This window comes from Sphingobacterium yanglingense, assembly GCF_004363245.1.
Lineage (GTDB): Bacteria > Bacteroidota > Bacteroidia > Sphingobacteriales > Sphingobacteriaceae > Sphingobacterium > Sphingobacterium yanglingense.
Genome location: NZ_SNYV01000011.1, coordinates 1,379,699 through 1,397,894, shown reverse-complemented (window position 1 = coordinate 1,397,894; position 18,196 = coordinate 1,379,699). Strand labels below are relative to the sequence as shown.

Below are 18,196 nucleotides of genomic sequence, written 5' to 3'. Positions count from 1 at the left end.
GTTTTGTACAACAGGAGGGGGATTGTCAATATGACGATTTGCAGTTAAAATCCCATTATTTTGTCTTATTCCCTTAAACGTCGTTTTGCGGAAGTACTCTTTAGGTCTCCTATTATTTCTTTATAAATACCCAACTATAGGTATGTGTGTATGCTTTTGTATTACTTATATTTGGCGCAACCAAATAGCAATAATATGAAATTGAAATCTTTACTTTTTATTAGCAGTATTTTTATACTGTTTTCTGGGGCTTCAGTGTTCGGTCAGCAGACCGATTCGGAACCTAAAAACATGGTCAAATTGAATGTGCTTCCATTAATCAGTGGAAAATTTGCGTTTGAGTACGAACGTATGATCAAGGATCGAATTACTGTAGGGGGAGCTGTCAGTTTTAGACCCAGCAAGGGGTTGCCTTTTTTGTCTACGGTACGGGATATCGTTGATAACGATGACTTGAATGAGTTTTTGGATGGCTTCAAGAGCGGTAATTTTTCTATTACTCCAGAAGCTCGGTTTTATACTTCTAAGCGTGGGCCATTTCGTGGATTCTATGTTGCTCCTTATCTTAAGTATACAAACTATTCGCTGAGAGCGCCATTGAACTATGACCTTGAGTTGACTGCTGGTGGGCAGACGTTTAAGGAAAGTGGTTCTATACCTGTCAAGGGTAGTTTGAATGCTTATACCGCAGGATTTTCGATAGGGTTTAACTTTCGCTTAACGGATAATTTGAATTTGGATTGGCGGTTGATCGGTCCGGGATATGGGTTTGCAAAAGGTAGTCTGGGTGGACAGAAGAAGCTTACAGCAGATGAGCAAGAACAAATACGCAAAGAATTGGATGACATCAAGGATGCTTTATCCGATTTGCCGGTATCTGTTAAAATGAAGTATGAGGTGCATGGAGAAGGTGTCGATGTGAAGGTGTCGAATAGTCCATGGGCAGGTATTCGTTCGGGACTATCAGTCGGGTATCGGTTTTAACAGCCTTAATTTAAGAAAATCGAGACTAAGCTTATAGGTCTCGATTTTCTTAATAATAATATTAGGGGAGTATACTACATCTATAGTAATGTACGGCGTAGTTCTTCCTCAGATTTTGGAGATAGATAAGACAGAGGTATATCCAATACGGTACGGGCACCGGTCTGTCCTTGTTTAGCCATTTTGCCTACTGCACGAGCACATGCTACCAATACACTGGCTGTGAATTCAGGATTGCTTTCCAGTGTCAAACTAAATTCAATACGTTGCTTGGCTCCGCTGCCGGATACGCCAGAACGGAATACGATTCCTCCATGTGGCATTGTATTGTGGTTTTGTACCAGCTCTTCTTCACTGATAAAATGCACTGTCGTGTCGTAATCGGCGAAGTAATTGGGCATTGTTTTTATCGTTTTTTCAATAGCTTCTTTATCTGCCCCTTCTTCTGCAACTAGATAACATACACGTTTGTGTTTTTCTGCGGTTGACAGGATCGGGTTTTCTCCCGAACGGACCTTTTCCAACGCACTATCAATAGGTATGGTATATTGTACGCCATTTTTGACACCGGCTACTCTTCTTACAGCATCCGAATGCCCTTGACTCAACCCTTTGCCCCAGAAGGTATAATCCTCACCTTCGGGGAGTACGCTTTGTCCTATTAGTCTCGCTAAGGAAAATAGCCCCGGATCCCATCCCGTAGAGATAAGGCTCAACGTATTAGATGCTTTGGTACAATCGTTTACTTTGTCAAAGTATTCCGGGATTTTAGCATGTGTATCAAAGCTATCAACAGTATTAAACAATTTAGAAACTTCCAATACCTGTTCGGGAAGGTCTGTAGAGGAACCACCGCAGAGTATCATTACATCTATTTTGTCTTGATAGTCTGTTATGTAGTCCATGGCGACCGCTGGCCCTTCGCAACTGAGTGTTGCAGGAGGTCTTCTTGTAAATACAGCGACAAGCTCCATATCGGGATTTTGCTTAATTGCTTTTTCTACGCCTTTTCCGAGATTGCCATACCCCACAATACCTATTCTCAGAATATCTTTAGCTTTATTGTTCATGTTAAGAATTGAAAAATTAGTGTTTAAGTTTGAAGTAGCGAATCTACAAAAAAAGAAGGGTCGGTGCAGACTTCCGTTGCTTTAATCTTTATCTAATTTTTCCGGTAGGTATTTCCAATACCTTTTGGGGACATGCTGTAGGTGTAGTTTTAGATTTTTTCGAGCTTCGATGTTTGTGCTTTTGAAATAGCTTTGCCATAATTTTGTGTATAGGCTATCCGTCGCATCTACTTCAATATGCTGTCCGGGCTGTTGTAATGCCTTTGACTGTTCTTTGGTTATTGTCACTTCGGTTACTGTGTGCAGGTCATAAAGTATACCGTATTGGCGTTTGTTGTCATATATTAACCACGGTTGATCGGCGTATCGGTTTTTGAAAAAGGAAATGATTAAGGGTAAGACATTAAAGTCCGGTTCTACGATGGAGACGTACATCCCAGTGGCATCTTTTTGGAATCTGACAAAAGCTTTCATGCGATGACGTTCTCGATTGACTTTTCGTAGTGCCTGATGGAATCTTAATACCCTGTCGTCACCATAATTTTGAAGGATGGAAATATCGTCTTTAAAACTATGTATTATCAATTCGAAGATGGTCTGCCGTATTTCGGGGTCTTCGGAAAGAAAAGCCCGCCAAAAGTCCATAGCCTTGTTTTGAGAAAGTATTTTATACAATCCCTGATATACACGGTTTGATTTTGCAGGATCGGAGCTGATCTGCTTGATTTGATCAAACAATGCGCCTTGTAAATCAGAATCTAAGGCTAGTTTTACATTATACTCCTTGTATTCAAAAGCGGTGAATACGGCTGTAAGAAGCCCTTGGTAGCTGCCGTCGTAACTATAGATCATACTAAAATAAAGATAGTTGTGTTACTGAAGGCTGGTTGCGGGGCGTGCCCTGTAGAATATGCCTGCGCACATGTTCCATCTTTATATCGCCCAAAGTAATCAGGGAGTCTGCACATATCATAAAGTGCCGGGCGCGATTGTAGGCTATGCCCATTTTCTTTAACTGATACTCGCGTAGTTTTCCAAATTTTCGTGCTTGGATTATTTTCATTGCTGATTGTCTTCCTACCCCAGGGATACGTATGATAGTCCAGTAGTCTGCTGTGTTTATATCGATTGGGAATAACTGGGGGTGACGTAGTGCCCAGCTTAATTTAGGATCTATCTCGAGGTCAAGGTTTTGAAATTCAGGATTTAAAATCTCGTGAATCTTAAATCCGTAGAACCGCATTAACCAATCGGTCTGGTATAATCTGTTTTCTCGAACAAGGGGAGGTTTCGTCCCTATTTGTGGGAGTAGACTATCTGTATTCGCAATCGGTATATATCCAGAGTAGTACACTCTTTTTAAGTTATAGTTGGTATAGAAATCATCGGCTACTTGCATAATTTGGTAGTCATTTTCAGGAGTCGCACCAATTACCATCTGCGTGCTTTGTCCTGCAGGAACAAAAGAAGGGATATGTTTGAGACTCTTTTTCTCGTCTTTATATTGTTTTAATTTGTCGTTGACAAAAGCCAATGGTTTTCTAACTGAATCGTGGTCTTTTTCTGGGGCTACGAGTTTTAAACCTTCGTCCGTAGGGAGCTCCAAATTAATACTCATCCTGTCTACATATAGTCCAGCTTGTTGTATGAGTTCTTCGCTTGCTCCGGGGATAGTCTTGAGATGTATATATCCATTATAGCGCTCTTCGGTGCGAAGCTTTTTGGCAATACGGAGTAGCCTTTCCATAGTGTAGTCAGCATTTTTGAATATACCGGAACTCAAGAACAGCCCTTCAATGTAATTGCGTCGATAGAAGTTCATTGTTAGTTGTACAACTTCTTCGACAGTAAAGGCTGCCCGTTGAATATCGTTTGAACGTCTACTGACACAGAAAGCGCAGTCATAGATACAATGATTGGTCAAAAGTATCTTTAGAAGGGATACACATCGCCCATCTTCTGTGTAGGTGTGACAAATCCCTGAATGGGAGGCATCACCTATCCCCCCTGTATTTTTCCTTTTGGATCCCGATGAACTGCAGCTCACATCATATTTTGCGGCATCAGCAAGAATTTTTAGTTTTTCTTCGAGTCTTTCCATAACATCAAAAATACTAATAATATTAGTATTTTTGATGTATTATTTTATCTTTAATTTTCTTTTATAGCGTTATGCTATCCAATCCCAATACTTTATCCAATGTGCCAGGTTGCGCACGGAATCCTACCCCAAAGCGATTCAACGCATTGATAAGAGTAATAATCATCGTCAATTGAGCCATCTCTGCATCAGAGAAATGTGCTTTTACAGATTGGTATAGGTTATCGTTTGTGCTTTCTGGGCTAAGGCGCGTCAGAGCTTCTGTCCATAACAGGGCCGCTTTCTCTTTTACTGAAAATAGGTCAGACTCTTGCCAGTCTGTGAGATGTAATAAACGAAGACGATTTTCACCATCGCGGACAGCTTGTTTAGCATGGATGTCAACACAGAATAAGCACCCATTTATCTGGGATGCCCGCAAACGCACCAAATGTATAAGAAGATTGTCTAATGATGAATTGCCTGCTAGGGTATCTAGTTCTATTAGTTTGCCATAGGTTGCAGGAATGAAAGAACTGTAGTTTAATCGTTGTGCCATGATCTATTATTTTTTTGATATACCAAAGGTACAGTGATGACACGTTTAAAAACTTGAACAGGTTCAAGAAGTGATTTTACGTCTTAATTTACTGACATACTCGGCCGAAAGTCCGAGGTAACTCGCGATGAGATATTGCGGAACACTGTTTACGAAGTCTGGGAAGGCATCTTTGAACTGAAGATATATATCTTCCTTACTGTAGCTTAAGATGTATTTCATGCGAGTTTGATAGGCACCGTAAGCTATCTGATATACCGTTCGGAAGTAAGACTCCATTTTTGGAAAAGTGGCTAGTAGTTTTTCTCTTTTTGTTGTGGTGATGCTGTATAATTGCGTGTTTTCTACTGCTTGTATATAAAATTCGGTAGGTTGTTTTTTTTGTAAGGCAAGGTAGTCTGCTATCCACCACTTTGGCAAACCAAATTGAACCGTATGTTCTATTCCCTGTGGATCTACAAAGTACATATGAAGACAACCTGTTACGACAAAATATTCTTTAGGATGGTGTTCACCTAGATGCATCACAAGGTCTTTTTTATGGAAGACTTCCTGCTCAAAATAGGGAATCATCTCTATAAATTCCTCTTCTTCGACTTTTACAAATTGATTGATATGTTGGAATAAATCTTTTGCCATTATGCAAGATACGTTAAAAATGTTTTTTGGGAAGGAAGAAAGCTTGAGCGAAATAGTGTTATTTTTGTAGGAACACCTCTAGCGGGCGACAAGTAATTTTTCACATATGCATTGGGATGAGGAATTTACACATTTACTAGGAATACAATATCCGTTAATACAAGCACCGATGTTTGGGGTTTCTACCGTTGATATGGCAGTGGCAGCAACACAAGCAGGTTGTTTGGGTTCATTGGCGCTGGCTGATATCGATGAAGATGCAGCGGTACAGGCGATTCGGGCGACGAAGAAGCTCACCGATAAGCCTTTTGCGGTTAATCTATTTGTGCATCACATACCAGAAGTTACCCCCGAATTAGTAAAAAAGTATGGAGAGGTCAAAGCATTTTTAGAGACTTTTGCAGCTCAGCATAGTATTGATGTTGTTATCCCCGAACTATCCGCATTCAAGATCAATGAATATCATAGCCTAGTTGACGTTATTATTGAAGAGAACTGCAAGATTGTCAGTTTCACTTTTGGAAACTTAGATGAAACCAGCATTGCACGTCTCAAAGCTGTGGGATGTATATTGATTGGTACATGTACTAGCGTGCGGGAGGCCATGATTTTAGAAAAGTCTGGTATTGATCTTATTTGTGTGCAGGGGATCGAAGCCGGAGGGCATAGAGGCAGTTTTGTTGATGAGGAGATTCCACAGATTGGAGGATTTTCGCTATTATCACAGGTGTATGATACGGTAGATGTACCTTTGATCTATGCTGGAGGAATATCCAACGGGAGGACAGTATTAGCTGCTCAGGTTTTGGGAGCAAAAGGTTTTCAGATCGGAAGCTTATTATGTGCTGCTGCTGAAAGCTCCCTGAAATATTTTGAGAAACAACGATTGATCAGTGCTAGAGAAGAAGATGTTATTCTTACGAAGAGTTTCTCCGGTAGATATGCAAGGGGGATAAAAAATACGTTTACAGAAGCGATAGACAATAGTGGTTACATTCTTCCCTATCCCTATCAAAATAAAATTACGGGAGTGCTTCGTGCTGTAGCAAAACGTAATGAAAACGTAGATTTTTTGAATCTATGGACGGGACAGTCATTGCCTCAGTTTAGTGAGCGATCAACAGCAGATATACTGAAGCAGTTGTTGGCTGATGTCGAACACTATAGGAAATACAGCATCTAAACGTTTCTTAAGCGATTCAAAATCATGTACGTATTAAGTGCATGTTATAATAGCAGAAAAATATTTTTAATCTCCCTATCTTTGCAATCTAACAAGATAGAATATGGCTAGAGAAACAAAGAGAGGACTATATCAAGGAATAGTTGAACGGGATGAAAAAGGAAACTATTATTGCGGTCCTTACTTATTAGATTACAAGCTCACCGAATCAAGTTTTAAGTTGGGAGACAAAGTGAGTATAAAAAAAATAGTAAGTAATACCAGCGGTAAGAGTGTTGAAGAGTATCCGCAAAAGGCGATAAAGTTTTCGTTAGCCGGTGAAGATAGAAACCTGTAAAAAGCAATCAGTACAGCCCCGCTCATCTGATTTAATAAAGTCGAATAGATTTTTCGTAAATTAGGAGCATTTTATATAATCATAAATTATGCGTAAAAAAACACAATTAATGACCGCTGTGATGTTATTTTCAACTTCAATAGCCGTTAGCCAGATGAAAGTTCGCGATGAAGTCCCCGCAAAATATAAATGGAATCTGACCGATCTATATTCCACAGATGAAAGCTGGAAAGTAGAGAAGGAGCGCGTGCAGCAACAAATGAAACAAGCAGCCTCGTATAAGGGAAAGCTCATTCAGTCCGCAGCTACGCTTTTGGAGGCTTTGGAGCTGAACAGCGGATTGGCCAAAGAAATGGTCCGATTGTCCTCATATGCATCGATGAAATCCGATCAGGATACCCGCGTGACTAAATATGCAGGAATGAAGCAAGAGTTACAGCAACTTTTTGCGGAGTATGGCGCCTTGGTATCTTATATGGAGCCAGAGTTGTTGACTTTAGAAGAAAGCAAATTAAATACTTTTTTCGCAGCAGAGAAAGGATTGGCAACGTACAAGTTTTATCTTATGGATCTACTGCGTAAGCGCGCGCATCGTGGTTCCGAAGAAGTTGAAAAGATAATGGCTTACTCGTCATTGATGTCAGGCAATGCAGCCAATATTTTCAGCACGTTCTCTAATGCAGAATTTCCGTATCCAGAAATTGAGCTGAATGGGAAAACGATAACACTTAATTCCGCTAATTTTGCATTATATAGAGCCAGCGATGATAGAGCTATCCGTAGCAAAGTATTTGATGCGTATTTTAATAAGTTGAATGAGTTTCAACGTACTTTTGGTGCACAACTGTACGGTAATATCAATGCAGGACTGTTTGCAACCAAGGCACGAAACTATAACAGTACCTTGGAGCGCGCCCTAGATGATGGTAATATTCCGACTGCGGTTTATCATAATCTCGTGAAGAATGTGAATGGAAACCTGAATACTTTTCACCGTTACCTCAATCTTCGTAAGCGTATGATGGGGATTGATACACTGCACTACTATGACCTATATGCACCTTTAGTGGAGCAGGTAGATTTGGCTTATACGGTAGACGAGGCTGTGGATAATATTTTAAAATCCTTGAAACCTCTAGGGAAAGACTATGTCGATGTTTCGAATAAAGCCTTCAGTGAGCGTTGGATTGATATGTATCCTAATGAAGGTAAGCGTTCTGGAGCATATTCTAATGGGTCGGCCTATGATGTGCACCCTTATATCCTGATGAACTATAATGGCAAGTATAATGATATGTCTACATTGACCCACGAGTTGGGGCATACCATGCATAGTTATCTGACCAATAAGAAGCAACATTTTGCCAACGCTGATTATTCTATTTTCGTTGCCGAAGTGGCTTCTACGTTGAATGAAGAACTGTTGAATGATTATATGTTAAAGCAGATCAAAGACGACAAAGTAAGGTTGGCTATTTTAGGAAATTATCTTGAAGGAGCCAAAGGAACTTTATTCCGTCAGACCCAATTTGCAGAGTTTGAATCTATGATTCATGATCGTGTTGCCAAAGGGGAAGCTTTAACAGGTGAAGACTTTGATAAGATGTATTTGGAATTAACCCGCCGTTACTATGGACATGATAAGAATGTTTGTATCGTCGATGATAATGTAAAATCAGAATGGTCTTATATTCCACATTTCTACTATAACTTTTACGTATATCAGTACGCAACCTCTTTCACTGCGTCAACAGCACTTTCAGAAAAAGTATTACGTGGTACAGATGAGGATCGTAAAAAATATCTTAACTTCCTTTCATCCGGTAGTACCAAATATCCAGTAGATCTTTTGGTAGATGCCGGAGTAGATATGAACACCTCTGAGCCGTTCGATCTAACCATTGCTAAAATCAATAAGGTAATGGCTGAGATGGAAACGATTTTGACTAGATTGGGTAAATAAAGGTTATTCTCCTTAAACAACAAAGGCCGTATCAAATAAATACGGCTTTTGTGTTTTATAAGTTTCTTACATAGTTTAGCTGATCAGGTAGGGATAGTTCTTTTCCAAATCAGGATGTATTTTCTTTAGTGTGTTTTTGAAGCTCGTGATTAGGGTAGGTGTTGTTTTTTGTCCACTATCTATATAATCTTCTAGTTGGCGGAAGAGAAAAGACATTTGTAACCATTGCTTCAGCGTAATGTAAAGGGGAATAAAACCTTCATCGAAATCATGGTCATAATAGAATACCATTTCATCTTCATCAAATAACCATCGGTCTCCAGTTCCACTACCAGCGAAGCACCAGAGTGTCGTGGTATTAAACTCTTTAGACTCATTAACTGCTTCTTGAGCATTGTATAGTATACTATCTCCTGCAATAACCATGGTTTTAATCGACGTTACTATACTCCTGTACCAATCTGAAAAAGGGAAATCCAACGATTTTGGGAAATTTTGAACAGGAACTGTATCTGTTAAAATTACCTTTTCTAGTGTAGCGATTTCTTTAATCTCGAAGTTCATAAGTCCTAAAACTGGAGATTTGTTTAACCCTTGAGATTGGTTAATCTGGACAGCTCATCGAATTCTGCCTGGATAGTATCACTGTCTTTTGTTGCCATCAAACTTGTTTTAGTTTCCTGTATACTATATCCTTTCATGCGGAGATAGGATACCAGTGCATTTTTGTGATTCATCTCAAATTGACTGATTAACTGAGGAAAGACAAATCGTACTCTATCGTGTGTATCATTGCGCACTTCTTTAATACGGGAGTCTGTTACGGTTAATAGCATTGCTCCTTGCCCATAGTCTGCTATGTAATAGGCATCTGCATGACATATACCTGTTGCTATAATTCCCATAAGGTGTAACTCATTTGTTGAAAAATCAAATTTTGAATTTCTAAGAATATCAATCTCATTATCTTCTCCATACTTTTTTAATTGCAGGGCATGCTGTTGGATAGCATCGGGAAGATCTGATTGTTGATTTGCCCAAGCCCATAGCCATGTTTCTGAAGAATGGGAGAATGTGCCCAGTACCTGTAGTGGGAATCGCAGTGTATCACCAAAGCTTATGGTTCCTGCAGTCATATCTACATTCCAATTATTATCACCGATTAGTTCTCCAAAGTCAAGCTGTTTTTCGAGCGCAATTCCGCCATACTGTTCCAACAATCCTTCTTGTGTTGGAAAAGATGTTTGTACTTCCGTCGTTGTAATTGGCACCTCCGTATTTTTGGTGTTGTTTTTCCCAAACAGTTTATCTAAAAATCCCATGATATATTTTTTATAAGAACTAAATTAAGAAAAATACGATAATTCGGAATAGATCAAAGAAGATGTAAAGCTGTTCATATTTATTGTATTTTTAAAACTGTATAATTTTTGGATTGTCTTTGGTATGGTTAGTGTATCTTAGTTTAGTGTTGCTATATCGTTATTACATGAGTAAGTGCCTGTTTTTGTTTTTTCCGTTTACTTTTTTATTTTCGACAGTCTGTTCGGCACAGAGTCTAGTCAATGAAATTGAGAAAACTTCCTTCGAGTCCGATACTAGCCGACAGCGGGATTTGATTGATATAGGTAGAGAGATACTAGATATCAGACCGCCCGAGGGGAAGAAGAGTACAGGAAAGAAGATGTATTTTTCATTTTTGCCTTTTTCCACGAGTGTACCTGGTGGTGGTACCGCTTTAATCACATCAACTACAGCGGGTTTCTATCTTGGAGATCGGAATGATACGTATCTATCTCGTGTGACATTTACCCCTTACACTAATTTTGGTAAGCGCTTTGGCTTTCCTATTCGCTCTTATGTGTGGCTTAAAGAGAATAAATGGGTAATCGATGGCGATATTAGATTGCTTAAGTATCCGCATGAGACCTGGGGGCTAGGTACGGAACATGGCCAAAGTGAGAAGATCAATCTAGATTATACTTATATACGGTTTTATCAACATGTATTGAAGCGCATCCGTGGGGGCTTTTTTATGGGGATGGGGTACGATTTGGACTACCGTGTCAATATTCGGAGTAAGAGTGACCAATCGTTGGCTGATTTTACCGGTTATTCTTGGGGAACTTCTGAAGCCGGGTCTAGTATCTCCTCCGGGCTTAGCTTGAACTTGATTTTTGATACCCGGTCAAACTCCATAAACACACTGGATGGTAATTATGCTAATCTTCAATTTCGTGTCAACCCCACTTTTATGGGGAGTTCTGCCAATTGGAGTTCCCTGTATATGGAAGTTCGGAAATACTATAGGTTAACCGATGATCTCAATAAACAGAACATGTTGGCCTTCCGCAATTTCTTTTGGACTGTATTCAATTCTAAGACCCCGTATCTTGATTTGCCAAATTTGAGCTGGGATCCCTATAACAGTTCTGGTCGAGGCCTTCCATTAAGCAGGTACAGAGGAAAATCGCTTTATTATTTGGAGGGAGAATATCGTCGGGATATCACAGCAAATGGACTGTTAGGATTTGTTGTTTTTGCCAATGCCACTACGGTAAGTGGTCCTAAGTCTTCGTTGTTTGGCAATTGGAACTTTGCCACAGGGACGGGAGCCCGCATAAAGTTTAATAAAAAATCGGGAACTAATATCGCTATTGATTACGGTTTTAGTAAGGGATATCGAGGCTTACGCTTGGGATTAGGTGAGGTATTCTAAGGCTATTTTTCGCTATACTATAGAGAAGTCTGGTTAATATTCTGGTGTATTGCGTATTGTAAAAACGATATTGCGAATCGTAAAGAGCTCTTATTTTTTTAGCGACAATCACTAATTTTGGCCTATGATTCGACTTTACATAATTAGATTGTTATTTGTGCTCGGTTGTAGTTTTAGCATCGTAACACAAGCTCAAGAGTTTTACCCGGTACATTTTAGAGAGTTGTTTACAGATGAGGGAGTAGAGTCCTCCCAGATTGCTCGTCTCAACGGGAATTATCTTTCGAGAAAAGGATTTGAATATGTAAATGACAGCTTGTATGTACATCCTCAGTCTCATGAACGCGTTTTACTTTCCACGGAACAGATTAGTGGCATGAATGAGTTGGTTGTGTACTACTTTTGCAGTAATAATCTAGATCAGTTCCGGGCACGTTTGCAGGATGAGTCTTCCTATCTTGAACAATTGAGTTTGAATCACTATCAAGCGATATTCGGACACGTGAGTAATGCATTTATTATCAGCCAGGATACCTTAGTCGACAATGTTGTGCTACACCCAGTGCGTTTTGTACTAAAGTATCCTCAGGAGACCAAGTTTAGTTTTTCCACAGAAAGATTTACATTTCCGGTCAATGACATTTTCCCTTTACAGCATACAACTTGGTATTTCAACATCAAGTATGATGAATCCACCTCTTTTTCGTCACAGAATAAAATCAACATGGTGCTTACCCAAGAAGAGCAACCTTATAAAATTGAGTTTATAGATGATATTCACTTTAAAGTGAGCTATGTAGGGAAGAATAAAAAAATGCAATCTGTCGGAGGAACATACGGTCACGGCTATTCCACTTTAGTATTTCGTTCAGAATTGGAAAAAGAAGAAGAGATACTCCGCTATGTGAATGGTGTACCTTTGTATAAGAAAGTTCCTGTTGCTCCGTCGTTCTATACGCCGGAAGAGCTTAACCAGGTAAAAAATACACCGGCGTATTTTCAGTTTATTTTTTCCCTTAGCTATGATTTTATCTATTATGGCGGAGACAATAAATTCAATCTATCCGGAATGGCTTATCAGGATTATCCCACCCAGGCTGGCCCTGGCAGAAGTGATTAAAAAAGCTACTATATAAAAACACCTAATTCTTACTTTATATGAAATATCTACTTACTGTTTTTAGCCTTTTGTTATTGCATGTAGCCCAAGGACAGGATATCAATCTTTTTGGAAAGGCTGTGTGTAAAACCACAATCAAAACATTGTATTATCGTTTCGATGAACAGCCATTTAATACACAACAGTTTATTCAAATCGATAGAAGTAATAAAGAAGGTAATAGGATACTTAACTCCTATAGCATACAATTCAAAGAGGACAAGCTTAGAGCGCATAAATTCCTGTACTTTTCACATACATTGAAAGGTAATAAGGATACCGTATTCGTAGCACAAAATCGTATCAATCTGATTGCATTGTTTGATCTCGTGGATTCTTTGGATAAGGATGAAGCGGTTTTGAGTGTTACGAATGATTTGTTTTTAGAAGATAATTTTGAGCAGTTGATAGGTATTAAACGGACACCTAGTGCAACTGAAAAGCAGTATATTGGAACGTATACTGTTTCTTCCAATTTCTCCAGAGGGACCACAACAATTCAATTGGATGATAGTAAGATATATCATAGTAGACATTCCAATGAACGTGATAGCTATTTCTTTATGAATGAGGAAGTCGGTATTTGGGAATTAGGCACCTGGAATTATAACTCCAGTTACCCTGCTTTAAAGATTAAGAACATTTATAGTTTTAACCGCAATATTGGTCTTCGGATGTTGCCTGCCGATGTCGGTAGCGCCTATGATATACGTATTAAAGAAGATCGACTTTTATATCCTACAGGTTCTCCGTCGATGAAAGAGCTGGTACGAAAGTAAGCGAAGCTATTCAAGACGGAATAGTTCGCTACTGTTTTAGTATCTGTTTAATACGTTCTTTTTCCTTGTCAGACAAAGGTATAGCCTGCTGTACGATAGGAAGTATTTCTGCCTTTCGCTCCGTCTGCAATAGGAGGTCTAAGAATCCGATATAGGTGCGTATTAAGTCGGCTTTGATACCAACAAAAGCCCGGGGGTCGGCAATGTATAGTTCTTGTACTAACAGCAATAAGGTGTTTTTTCTTTTTTTGTCTTCGTCTGATGTGTCATAGCTAGGAAGTAGATTCTTCTGCAATAATTCTTGCATCTTGATTTCTACGGCCTGTTCACGTACATATTTTTTTTGTTTGCGGTCCAATAGGTCACGTAGTTCTGCCATCAGTTTGCGGTATACCACTTGGTGTTCCCGCTCGCTAAAGAGGTTGCTTTCTGTCGATAGTACCATGTCAGATTGTTCGAAGTGATTGAAAAAAGCTGATTCTACATAGACAGAGTGGTGAAAATCAATCGCATTATTGTTGAAGCTACTGAGTAGTTTGGCCACCTCAATATTGTAGCTGTTTAAAAAATAATAGTAATAGCGATCTCCGATAGGATATTTCCAGCGTATATAGTTGACTTTAAAACGGTATGAGTTGTCTTCCGGTCCATATACTGTCACTTCAGTTGTGTCAGATTCCTGAATTAGTTGATCATAGGAAAGGAGTTTATCATTGATGGAGATCGCATATCCAGCATCTTTGTTGAGGTGTAGAAACCAGCCAAACTCCTGGGCCAGAAAATCCATGAAATCGTCAGACTCGAGTATCCCTGCCTGGAGACCAAATATACCTTCTAATAGCACTATTGTGCCTGTATGCTGTGCATTAGAGAGAACGGGATCAGAGCTTTCATACTCCTCTTTAGAGGCCCTATCGATGGTCAGGCTGTATTCCATCAGATTGTCTTCTATAACGACTGTAGTGTGCCATTTGGCCCGTGTAGCAAAGAGTGAAAAAGAGAAACGTCCTTTTCCTTTTTTGCCACGGGTATACGAAGAACGTTTAGGGACAGCTTTCTTCAGCGAGTCCAAGAAGTTACCAAAAGAATAATCAAGTAAATCTGGCGGTATACCTTCACCATTATCCATAATGCGAATACGTTCTATATATCCTAGCTCATTGCTTGTGATGTCGATAGTTATGGTAGTTGCCTTGGCATCAAAACCGTTCCATATATACTCCGCAAGGACCTGTTTCGCATCTTTGGGCAATCCAGCTGATTCAATACTCGCATTTGTGATTTTAGTACTATTCTTCATGTTCTAAAAATACAAAATTGTATGTTTATATTTCATCTTGTAGCTTCTCATATCGACCCAAAAAGCGCTATCACTTCCTTGATCTCTTTGGTTAGTTAGATTGTCCGATAAGTAGGGTAAGGTGTGCAGGTTCATTGTACTTTGCTGAAGAGTGGATGATTTTTCTGAACGTATTGGACGGAATTTCTAGCACTGTTGGGCTAACCCTAAAAATTATTACCAGTTACTATCATTTAGCGAATTTATCCTTTCCTTTAGCGATTGTATAAACGCATTGGTTTTGTCTTCAACTGCCTGAACCATTTTATCATTGGTCGCTTTTCCCTTACGATTAAATAATCCTGTAGCTCCTGCAGCGAAGGATCGCTCTCCTATCAAACTTATAATTGTATTGGAATCCCAATACTTCAGAAAATCAAACTTTGGGTCGAAGCGAATTTTACCATCCTTAAACTGTAAATCATATTTGTAGTAATACTGTAGATCGATACTACCACCTCCTAAAAAGCCAGCATTCACTTTTATCAATTCGAAATCAGTAATTACAATCTGTTCGTCGTTTAGTAGATTTGTGATTTCTTCAGGATGCTCATAATTTGCATTGATATATTTGATGGTCTCCTTAAAAAGCTCCCGTTTTGAAATATTTGGGAAATCTAGGATTATGTATTTTTTGGAGCTATCTCGTCTGTCCACAAAACCATTCGGTGTGATTTTTAGAGTCTGGCCAAATGTATGGACACTACAGACCATCAATAGTACAAAAAAGAATTTCGTCATATCTACAAGCGTCATTTGAATTAATGTTTACAAGTTAATCAATTTTGGATACGTGATTTGATTTTCCTCTGTAATATTAATGTTTCTGCTAGTAGAATTCGTACAAGGCCATAGCTTAAAGGAAGACGCCATTGTACTACCTGAGTTACGTTATTTAAATCCGGTAGTGGCAATGACGTCTTTTCTTATATTGGTAGATCTGTTTTACTTGGATTTTAACGGGTAGTAGCGAATATAATCCACTTCAAATGTTGCGGGGAAGGTTTCGTTTTCAACACCTTTTCGGCCTCCCCAATCACCTCCAACGGCAAGGTTTACGATCAAGTAAAACTCTTGATCAAAAGGCCAAGAGGTGTAGCCTTTTCCCGTATTGGGATATTCATACACCTTTTTGTCATTGATATAACCCGTGATTCCCTCTTCTGTCCAGTCTATACGATAGGTATTGAACTCTGATATTGCCTTTTCAACATATGTGTTACTTCCTTTCTGATTGTTGTTCATACCGTTATAATCTAACGTATGAACAGTGATATGCAATTGTTTTGGGTCATAACCGACATGTTCTACGATATCTATTTCTCCTGATCTAGGCCATCCACCATAGGTATTGTGTACTGGCATCATCCATACCGCAGGCCAAGTTCCCACTTGAGGTGGAACCTTCGCTGATACCTCGATACGTCCATATTTGAATCCATTTTTTCCGAGTGTTTTGATTTTGGACGAAGAATACGCCATACCGTTTGTTGCCTCGTGGATTGCATGAATTTTTAAGGTACCGTTACTGACCATGATATTTTGAGCAGTATTCACATAATATTGTAGCTCATTATTCCCCCATCCATGTTGACCAGTTCCGTAGTCAAATTCCCATTTTAAGCTATCAGGTCGACCTTCATAGTTAAATTCTTCAGACCAGGTAGGCGTGCTTTCAAATTGTTGTTCTTGCGCATAAGAGGTCATCGCTAGTGAAGCTATGATTCCTGTTAGCATATATTTTATCTTTTTAATAACCATCATTTTGTGGGTATTTAGGACCTAGTAAATTCATCTCTGCCTGCGGAATAGGCAAATTGACCATATGATTTTTAAACAATGTTCGCGCATTGGCCTGGTACAATCCATTTCTCGAATTGCCCGCATACTTGGTCATTTGTTGTGTCATTACGCCTAGGCGTTTCAGGGTGTACCAGCGTTGTCCTTCAAAACCCAACTCTCTAGCGTCCTCATCCAAAATTGATGTTAATGTCAGTTCTGTTATCGGAGCAGCTTTGGCTCGTGTTCGAATGGCATTGATATATTTGAGCCCTTCCGAATCAAGTCCCAGTTTCCAGGCAGCTTCTGCTGCTATTAGATAGGTCTCGGCTACTCTATAGACCATGATATTTTTAGATTGATCTACTTCGTTGGGCAAACCTGTCTCATTCGCAAATTTGATACATCCAGGATTTAAACGTGCATAGAAGAGATTCCGGTCGGCTACATTAGAACTCATCTCATCATAAGTATCGATTACATCTCCTATTTTTTTGCCTGCAGGCAATGTACTTGGGTTGTTAAAATAAAATGTAGATATGTAGTAACTGCCTTTTGCACGATCGTCCATAGGATCTTGATTCAATAGATCTCTAAAGTAATCATTCAATAACAGGAATCCTGCCCCACGTCCACCCATGGTGTTGTCATATTGCGCACCCGGAGTTGCTCCATATTGAGGCAACAAAAGAAAGTTAAACCGATGGGGTACACCACCGCCAAATGTCTGTGCTTTATACTGAATAACAAATAGAGATTCTTTATGGTTTAATGTGCCCTTGAACACCTCCGCAGTACTTGGCAATAATGCATGCTGTACTGATCCGATCACCTCCTTAGCCAAGTCTAGGGCCTTCTGGTTATCCTGTTTCCAAAGCGCAACTTGAGCTAGTACATGGGTGGCTGTGCCCTTGGTTACTCTACCAGGTTGAGAAATCTCCCATTTCAAATGCGTACGTGCGTAATCTAGATCTTCTTCAATCAGTTTGAAAATATCTTCCTTACTACTCTTATCTGTAATGATGTTTGCCGCATTTTGAGGGGTTGTAGGTTCTGTAGTTATATAAATATTATTAAATAATTTATATAGGATAAAGTAGGAGTGAGCTCTGAAAAATCTTGCTTGTGCCAGTAGTTCATTCTTTTTGCTCTCATCCATCTGTACAGCAGCTCCATATTTTATAATGGCGTTGCTTCGATCTATTATTTTGTAGTACGTCTTCCAGAAATGGCTGTAACGGGTAGTTCCGAAGTCGCCTAATGTGGCTCCCCAAGCAAGTGTACTATAAAGTGATGCTTCCCCTGTGCGACCCAGCACCAGATCTGTTTTGGCTTGTAATAAGAAGGGGACTGCAAAATTCCACTCACCGTTCTCGTAGAATGAACGATTGAGGTTGTACAATGCTACAACACCCATATCTAGTCCTTCGGGGGTATTGTATACAAAGTTCGCAGAAAAGGAAGTCGATGGATCTTCCGTTAGGTATTTCTTACAGGAAGAGCTAGCTAGCACTATTGCTGCCACACCGACGATATATAATGATTTAAATCTTTTCATCTTATTGGTTTTTTATTCATGCCTATATGATTTTGTCTATTTAACTTG

Annotated in this window: 18 protein-coding genes; 7 read left to right on the top strand and 11 right to left on the bottom strand. The window is 39.4% G+C overall.

The genetic code is table 11. The features are described from left to right. The first annotated feature begins 195 nt into the window (after positions 1–195). On the top strand, positions 196–984 hold the full coding sequence (locus CLV99_RS08145) for a DUF3575 domain-containing protein (protein WP_162850060.1): 789 nt from the start codon (positions 196–198) through the stop codon (positions 982–984). Positions 985–1,064: 80 nt separating this feature from the next. On the opposite strand, the gene CLV99_RS08140 is transcribed toward CLV99_RS08145, so the two are convergent. The 5 genes from CLV99_RS08140 to CLV99_RS08120 form a co-directional block, all read right to left on the bottom strand. After that, complete coding sequence (locus CLV99_RS08140; protein WP_133583978.1) at positions 1,065–2,054, bottom strand: diaminopimelate dehydrogenase; 990 nt, start codon at positions 2,052–2,054, stop codon at positions 1,065–1,067. Between the two features lie 81 nt (positions 2,055–2,135). Beyond that, complete coding sequence (locus CLV99_RS08135; protein ID WP_133583977.1) at positions 2,136–2,906, bottom strand: TIGR03915 family putative DNA repair protein; 771 nt, start codon at positions 2,904–2,906, stop codon at positions 2,136–2,138. Position 2,907: 1 nt separating this feature from the next. Continuing rightward, positions 2,908–4,155, bottom strand: coding sequence for a putative DNA modification/repair radical SAM protein (locus CLV99_RS08130; protein WP_133583976.1), 1,248 nt, complete (start codon positions 4,153–4,155; stop codon positions 2,908–2,910). Positions 4,156–4,216: 61 nt separating this feature from the next. Continuing rightward, positions 4,217–4,693: a carboxymuconolactone decarboxylase family protein gene (locus tag CLV99_RS08125; RefSeq protein ID WP_133583975.1), complete on the bottom strand. Its 477-nt coding sequence runs from the start codon at positions 4,691–4,693 to the stop codon at positions 4,217–4,219. Positions 4,694–4,756: 63 nt separating this feature from the next. Continuing rightward, positions 4,757–5,332, bottom strand: coding sequence for a Crp/Fnr family transcriptional regulator (locus tag CLV99_RS08120; RefSeq protein WP_133583974.1), 576 nt, complete (start codon positions 5,330–5,332; stop codon positions 4,757–4,759). 106 nt (positions 5,333–5,438) lie between these two features. On the opposite strand from CLV99_RS08120, the gene CLV99_RS08115 reads away from it, so the two are divergent. The 3 genes from CLV99_RS08115 (at position 5,439) to pepF (ending at position 8,815) form a co-directional block, all read left to right on the top strand. Beyond that, a complete protein-coding gene (locus CLV99_RS08115; protein ID WP_133583973.1) occupies positions 5,439–6,515 on the top strand; it encodes an NAD(P)H-dependent flavin oxidoreductase in 1,077 nt (358 codons plus the stop codon). 103 nt (positions 6,516–6,618) lie between these two features. Then, a complete protein-coding gene (locus CLV99_RS08110) occupies positions 6,619–6,852 on the top strand; it encodes a hypothetical protein (RefSeq protein ID WP_133583972.1) in 234 nt (77 codons plus the stop codon). Between the two features lie 88 nt (positions 6,853–6,940). After that, the gene (pepF, locus tag CLV99_RS08105) at positions 6,941–8,815 is read left to right on the top strand and encodes an oligoendopeptidase F (protein WP_133583971.1); all 1,875 of its coding nucleotides are present in this window, start codon (positions 6,941–6,943) and stop codon (positions 8,813–8,815) included. A gap of 75 nt (positions 8,816–8,890) precedes the next feature. Here pepF and CLV99_RS08100 read toward each other — a convergent pair whose 3' ends face one another. Then, a complete protein-coding gene (locus tag CLV99_RS08100; RefSeq protein ID WP_133583970.1) occupies positions 8,891–9,379 on the bottom strand; it encodes a hypothetical protein in 489 nt (162 codons plus the stop codon). A gap of 23 nt (positions 9,380–9,402) precedes the next feature. After that, the gene (locus CLV99_RS08095) at positions 9,403–10,137 is read right to left on the bottom strand and encodes a DUF6882 domain-containing protein (RefSeq protein ID WP_133583969.1); all 735 of its coding nucleotides are present in this window, start codon (positions 10,135–10,137) and stop codon (positions 9,403–9,405) included. Positions 10,138–10,304: 167 nt separating this feature from the next. On the opposite strand from CLV99_RS08095, the gene CLV99_RS08090 reads away from it, so the two are divergent. The 3 genes from CLV99_RS08090 (at position 10,305) to CLV99_RS08080 (ending at position 13,472) form a co-directional block, all read left to right on the top strand. Beyond that, positions 10,305–11,534 (top strand): BamA/TamA family outer membrane protein, encoded by a 1,230-nt coding sequence (locus CLV99_RS08090; RefSeq protein ID WP_133583968.1) that lies wholly within the window; start codon positions 10,305–10,307, stop codon positions 11,532–11,534. 124 nt (positions 11,535–11,658) lie between these two features. Beyond that, positions 11,659–12,654, top strand: a complete 996-nt coding sequence (locus CLV99_RS08085; RefSeq protein WP_133583967.1) for a hypothetical protein — start codon at positions 11,659–11,661, stop codon at positions 12,652–12,654. Positions 12,655–12,692: 38 nt separating this feature from the next. Continuing rightward, positions 12,693–13,472: a hypothetical protein gene (locus CLV99_RS08080; protein ID WP_133583966.1), complete on the top strand. Its 780-nt coding sequence runs from the start codon at positions 12,693–12,695 to the stop codon at positions 13,470–13,472. A gap of 28 nt (positions 13,473–13,500) precedes the next feature. On the opposite strand, the gene CLV99_RS08075 is transcribed toward CLV99_RS08080, so the two are convergent. The 4 genes from CLV99_RS08075 to CLV99_RS08060 form a co-directional block, all read right to left on the bottom strand. Next, positions 13,501–14,772, bottom strand: a complete 1,272-nt coding sequence (locus CLV99_RS08075) for an ATP-binding protein (protein WP_133583965.1) — start codon at positions 14,770–14,772, stop codon at positions 13,501–13,503. 216 nt (positions 14,773–14,988) lie between these two features. Next, positions 14,989–15,567 (bottom strand): hypothetical protein, encoded by a 579-nt coding sequence (locus CLV99_RS08070; protein ID WP_133583964.1) that lies wholly within the window; start codon positions 15,565–15,567, stop codon positions 14,989–14,991. Positions 15,568–15,756: 189 nt separating this feature from the next. Continuing rightward, positions 15,757–16,575 carry a glycoside hydrolase family 16 protein gene (locus CLV99_RS08065; protein WP_211348450.1) on the bottom strand — a complete coding sequence of 273 codons (819 nt, stop codon included), beginning with the start codon at positions 16,573–16,575 and terminating at the stop codon, positions 15,757–15,759. Further along, positions 16,562–18,148 (bottom strand): RagB/SusD family nutrient uptake outer membrane protein, encoded by a 1,587-nt coding sequence (locus CLV99_RS08060; protein WP_133583963.1) that lies wholly within the window; start codon positions 18,146–18,148, stop codon positions 16,562–16,564. Before CLV99_RS08060 ends, CLV99_RS08065 begins: the two co-directional genes overlap by 14 nt. Positions 18,149–18,196 lie beyond the last annotated feature (48 nt).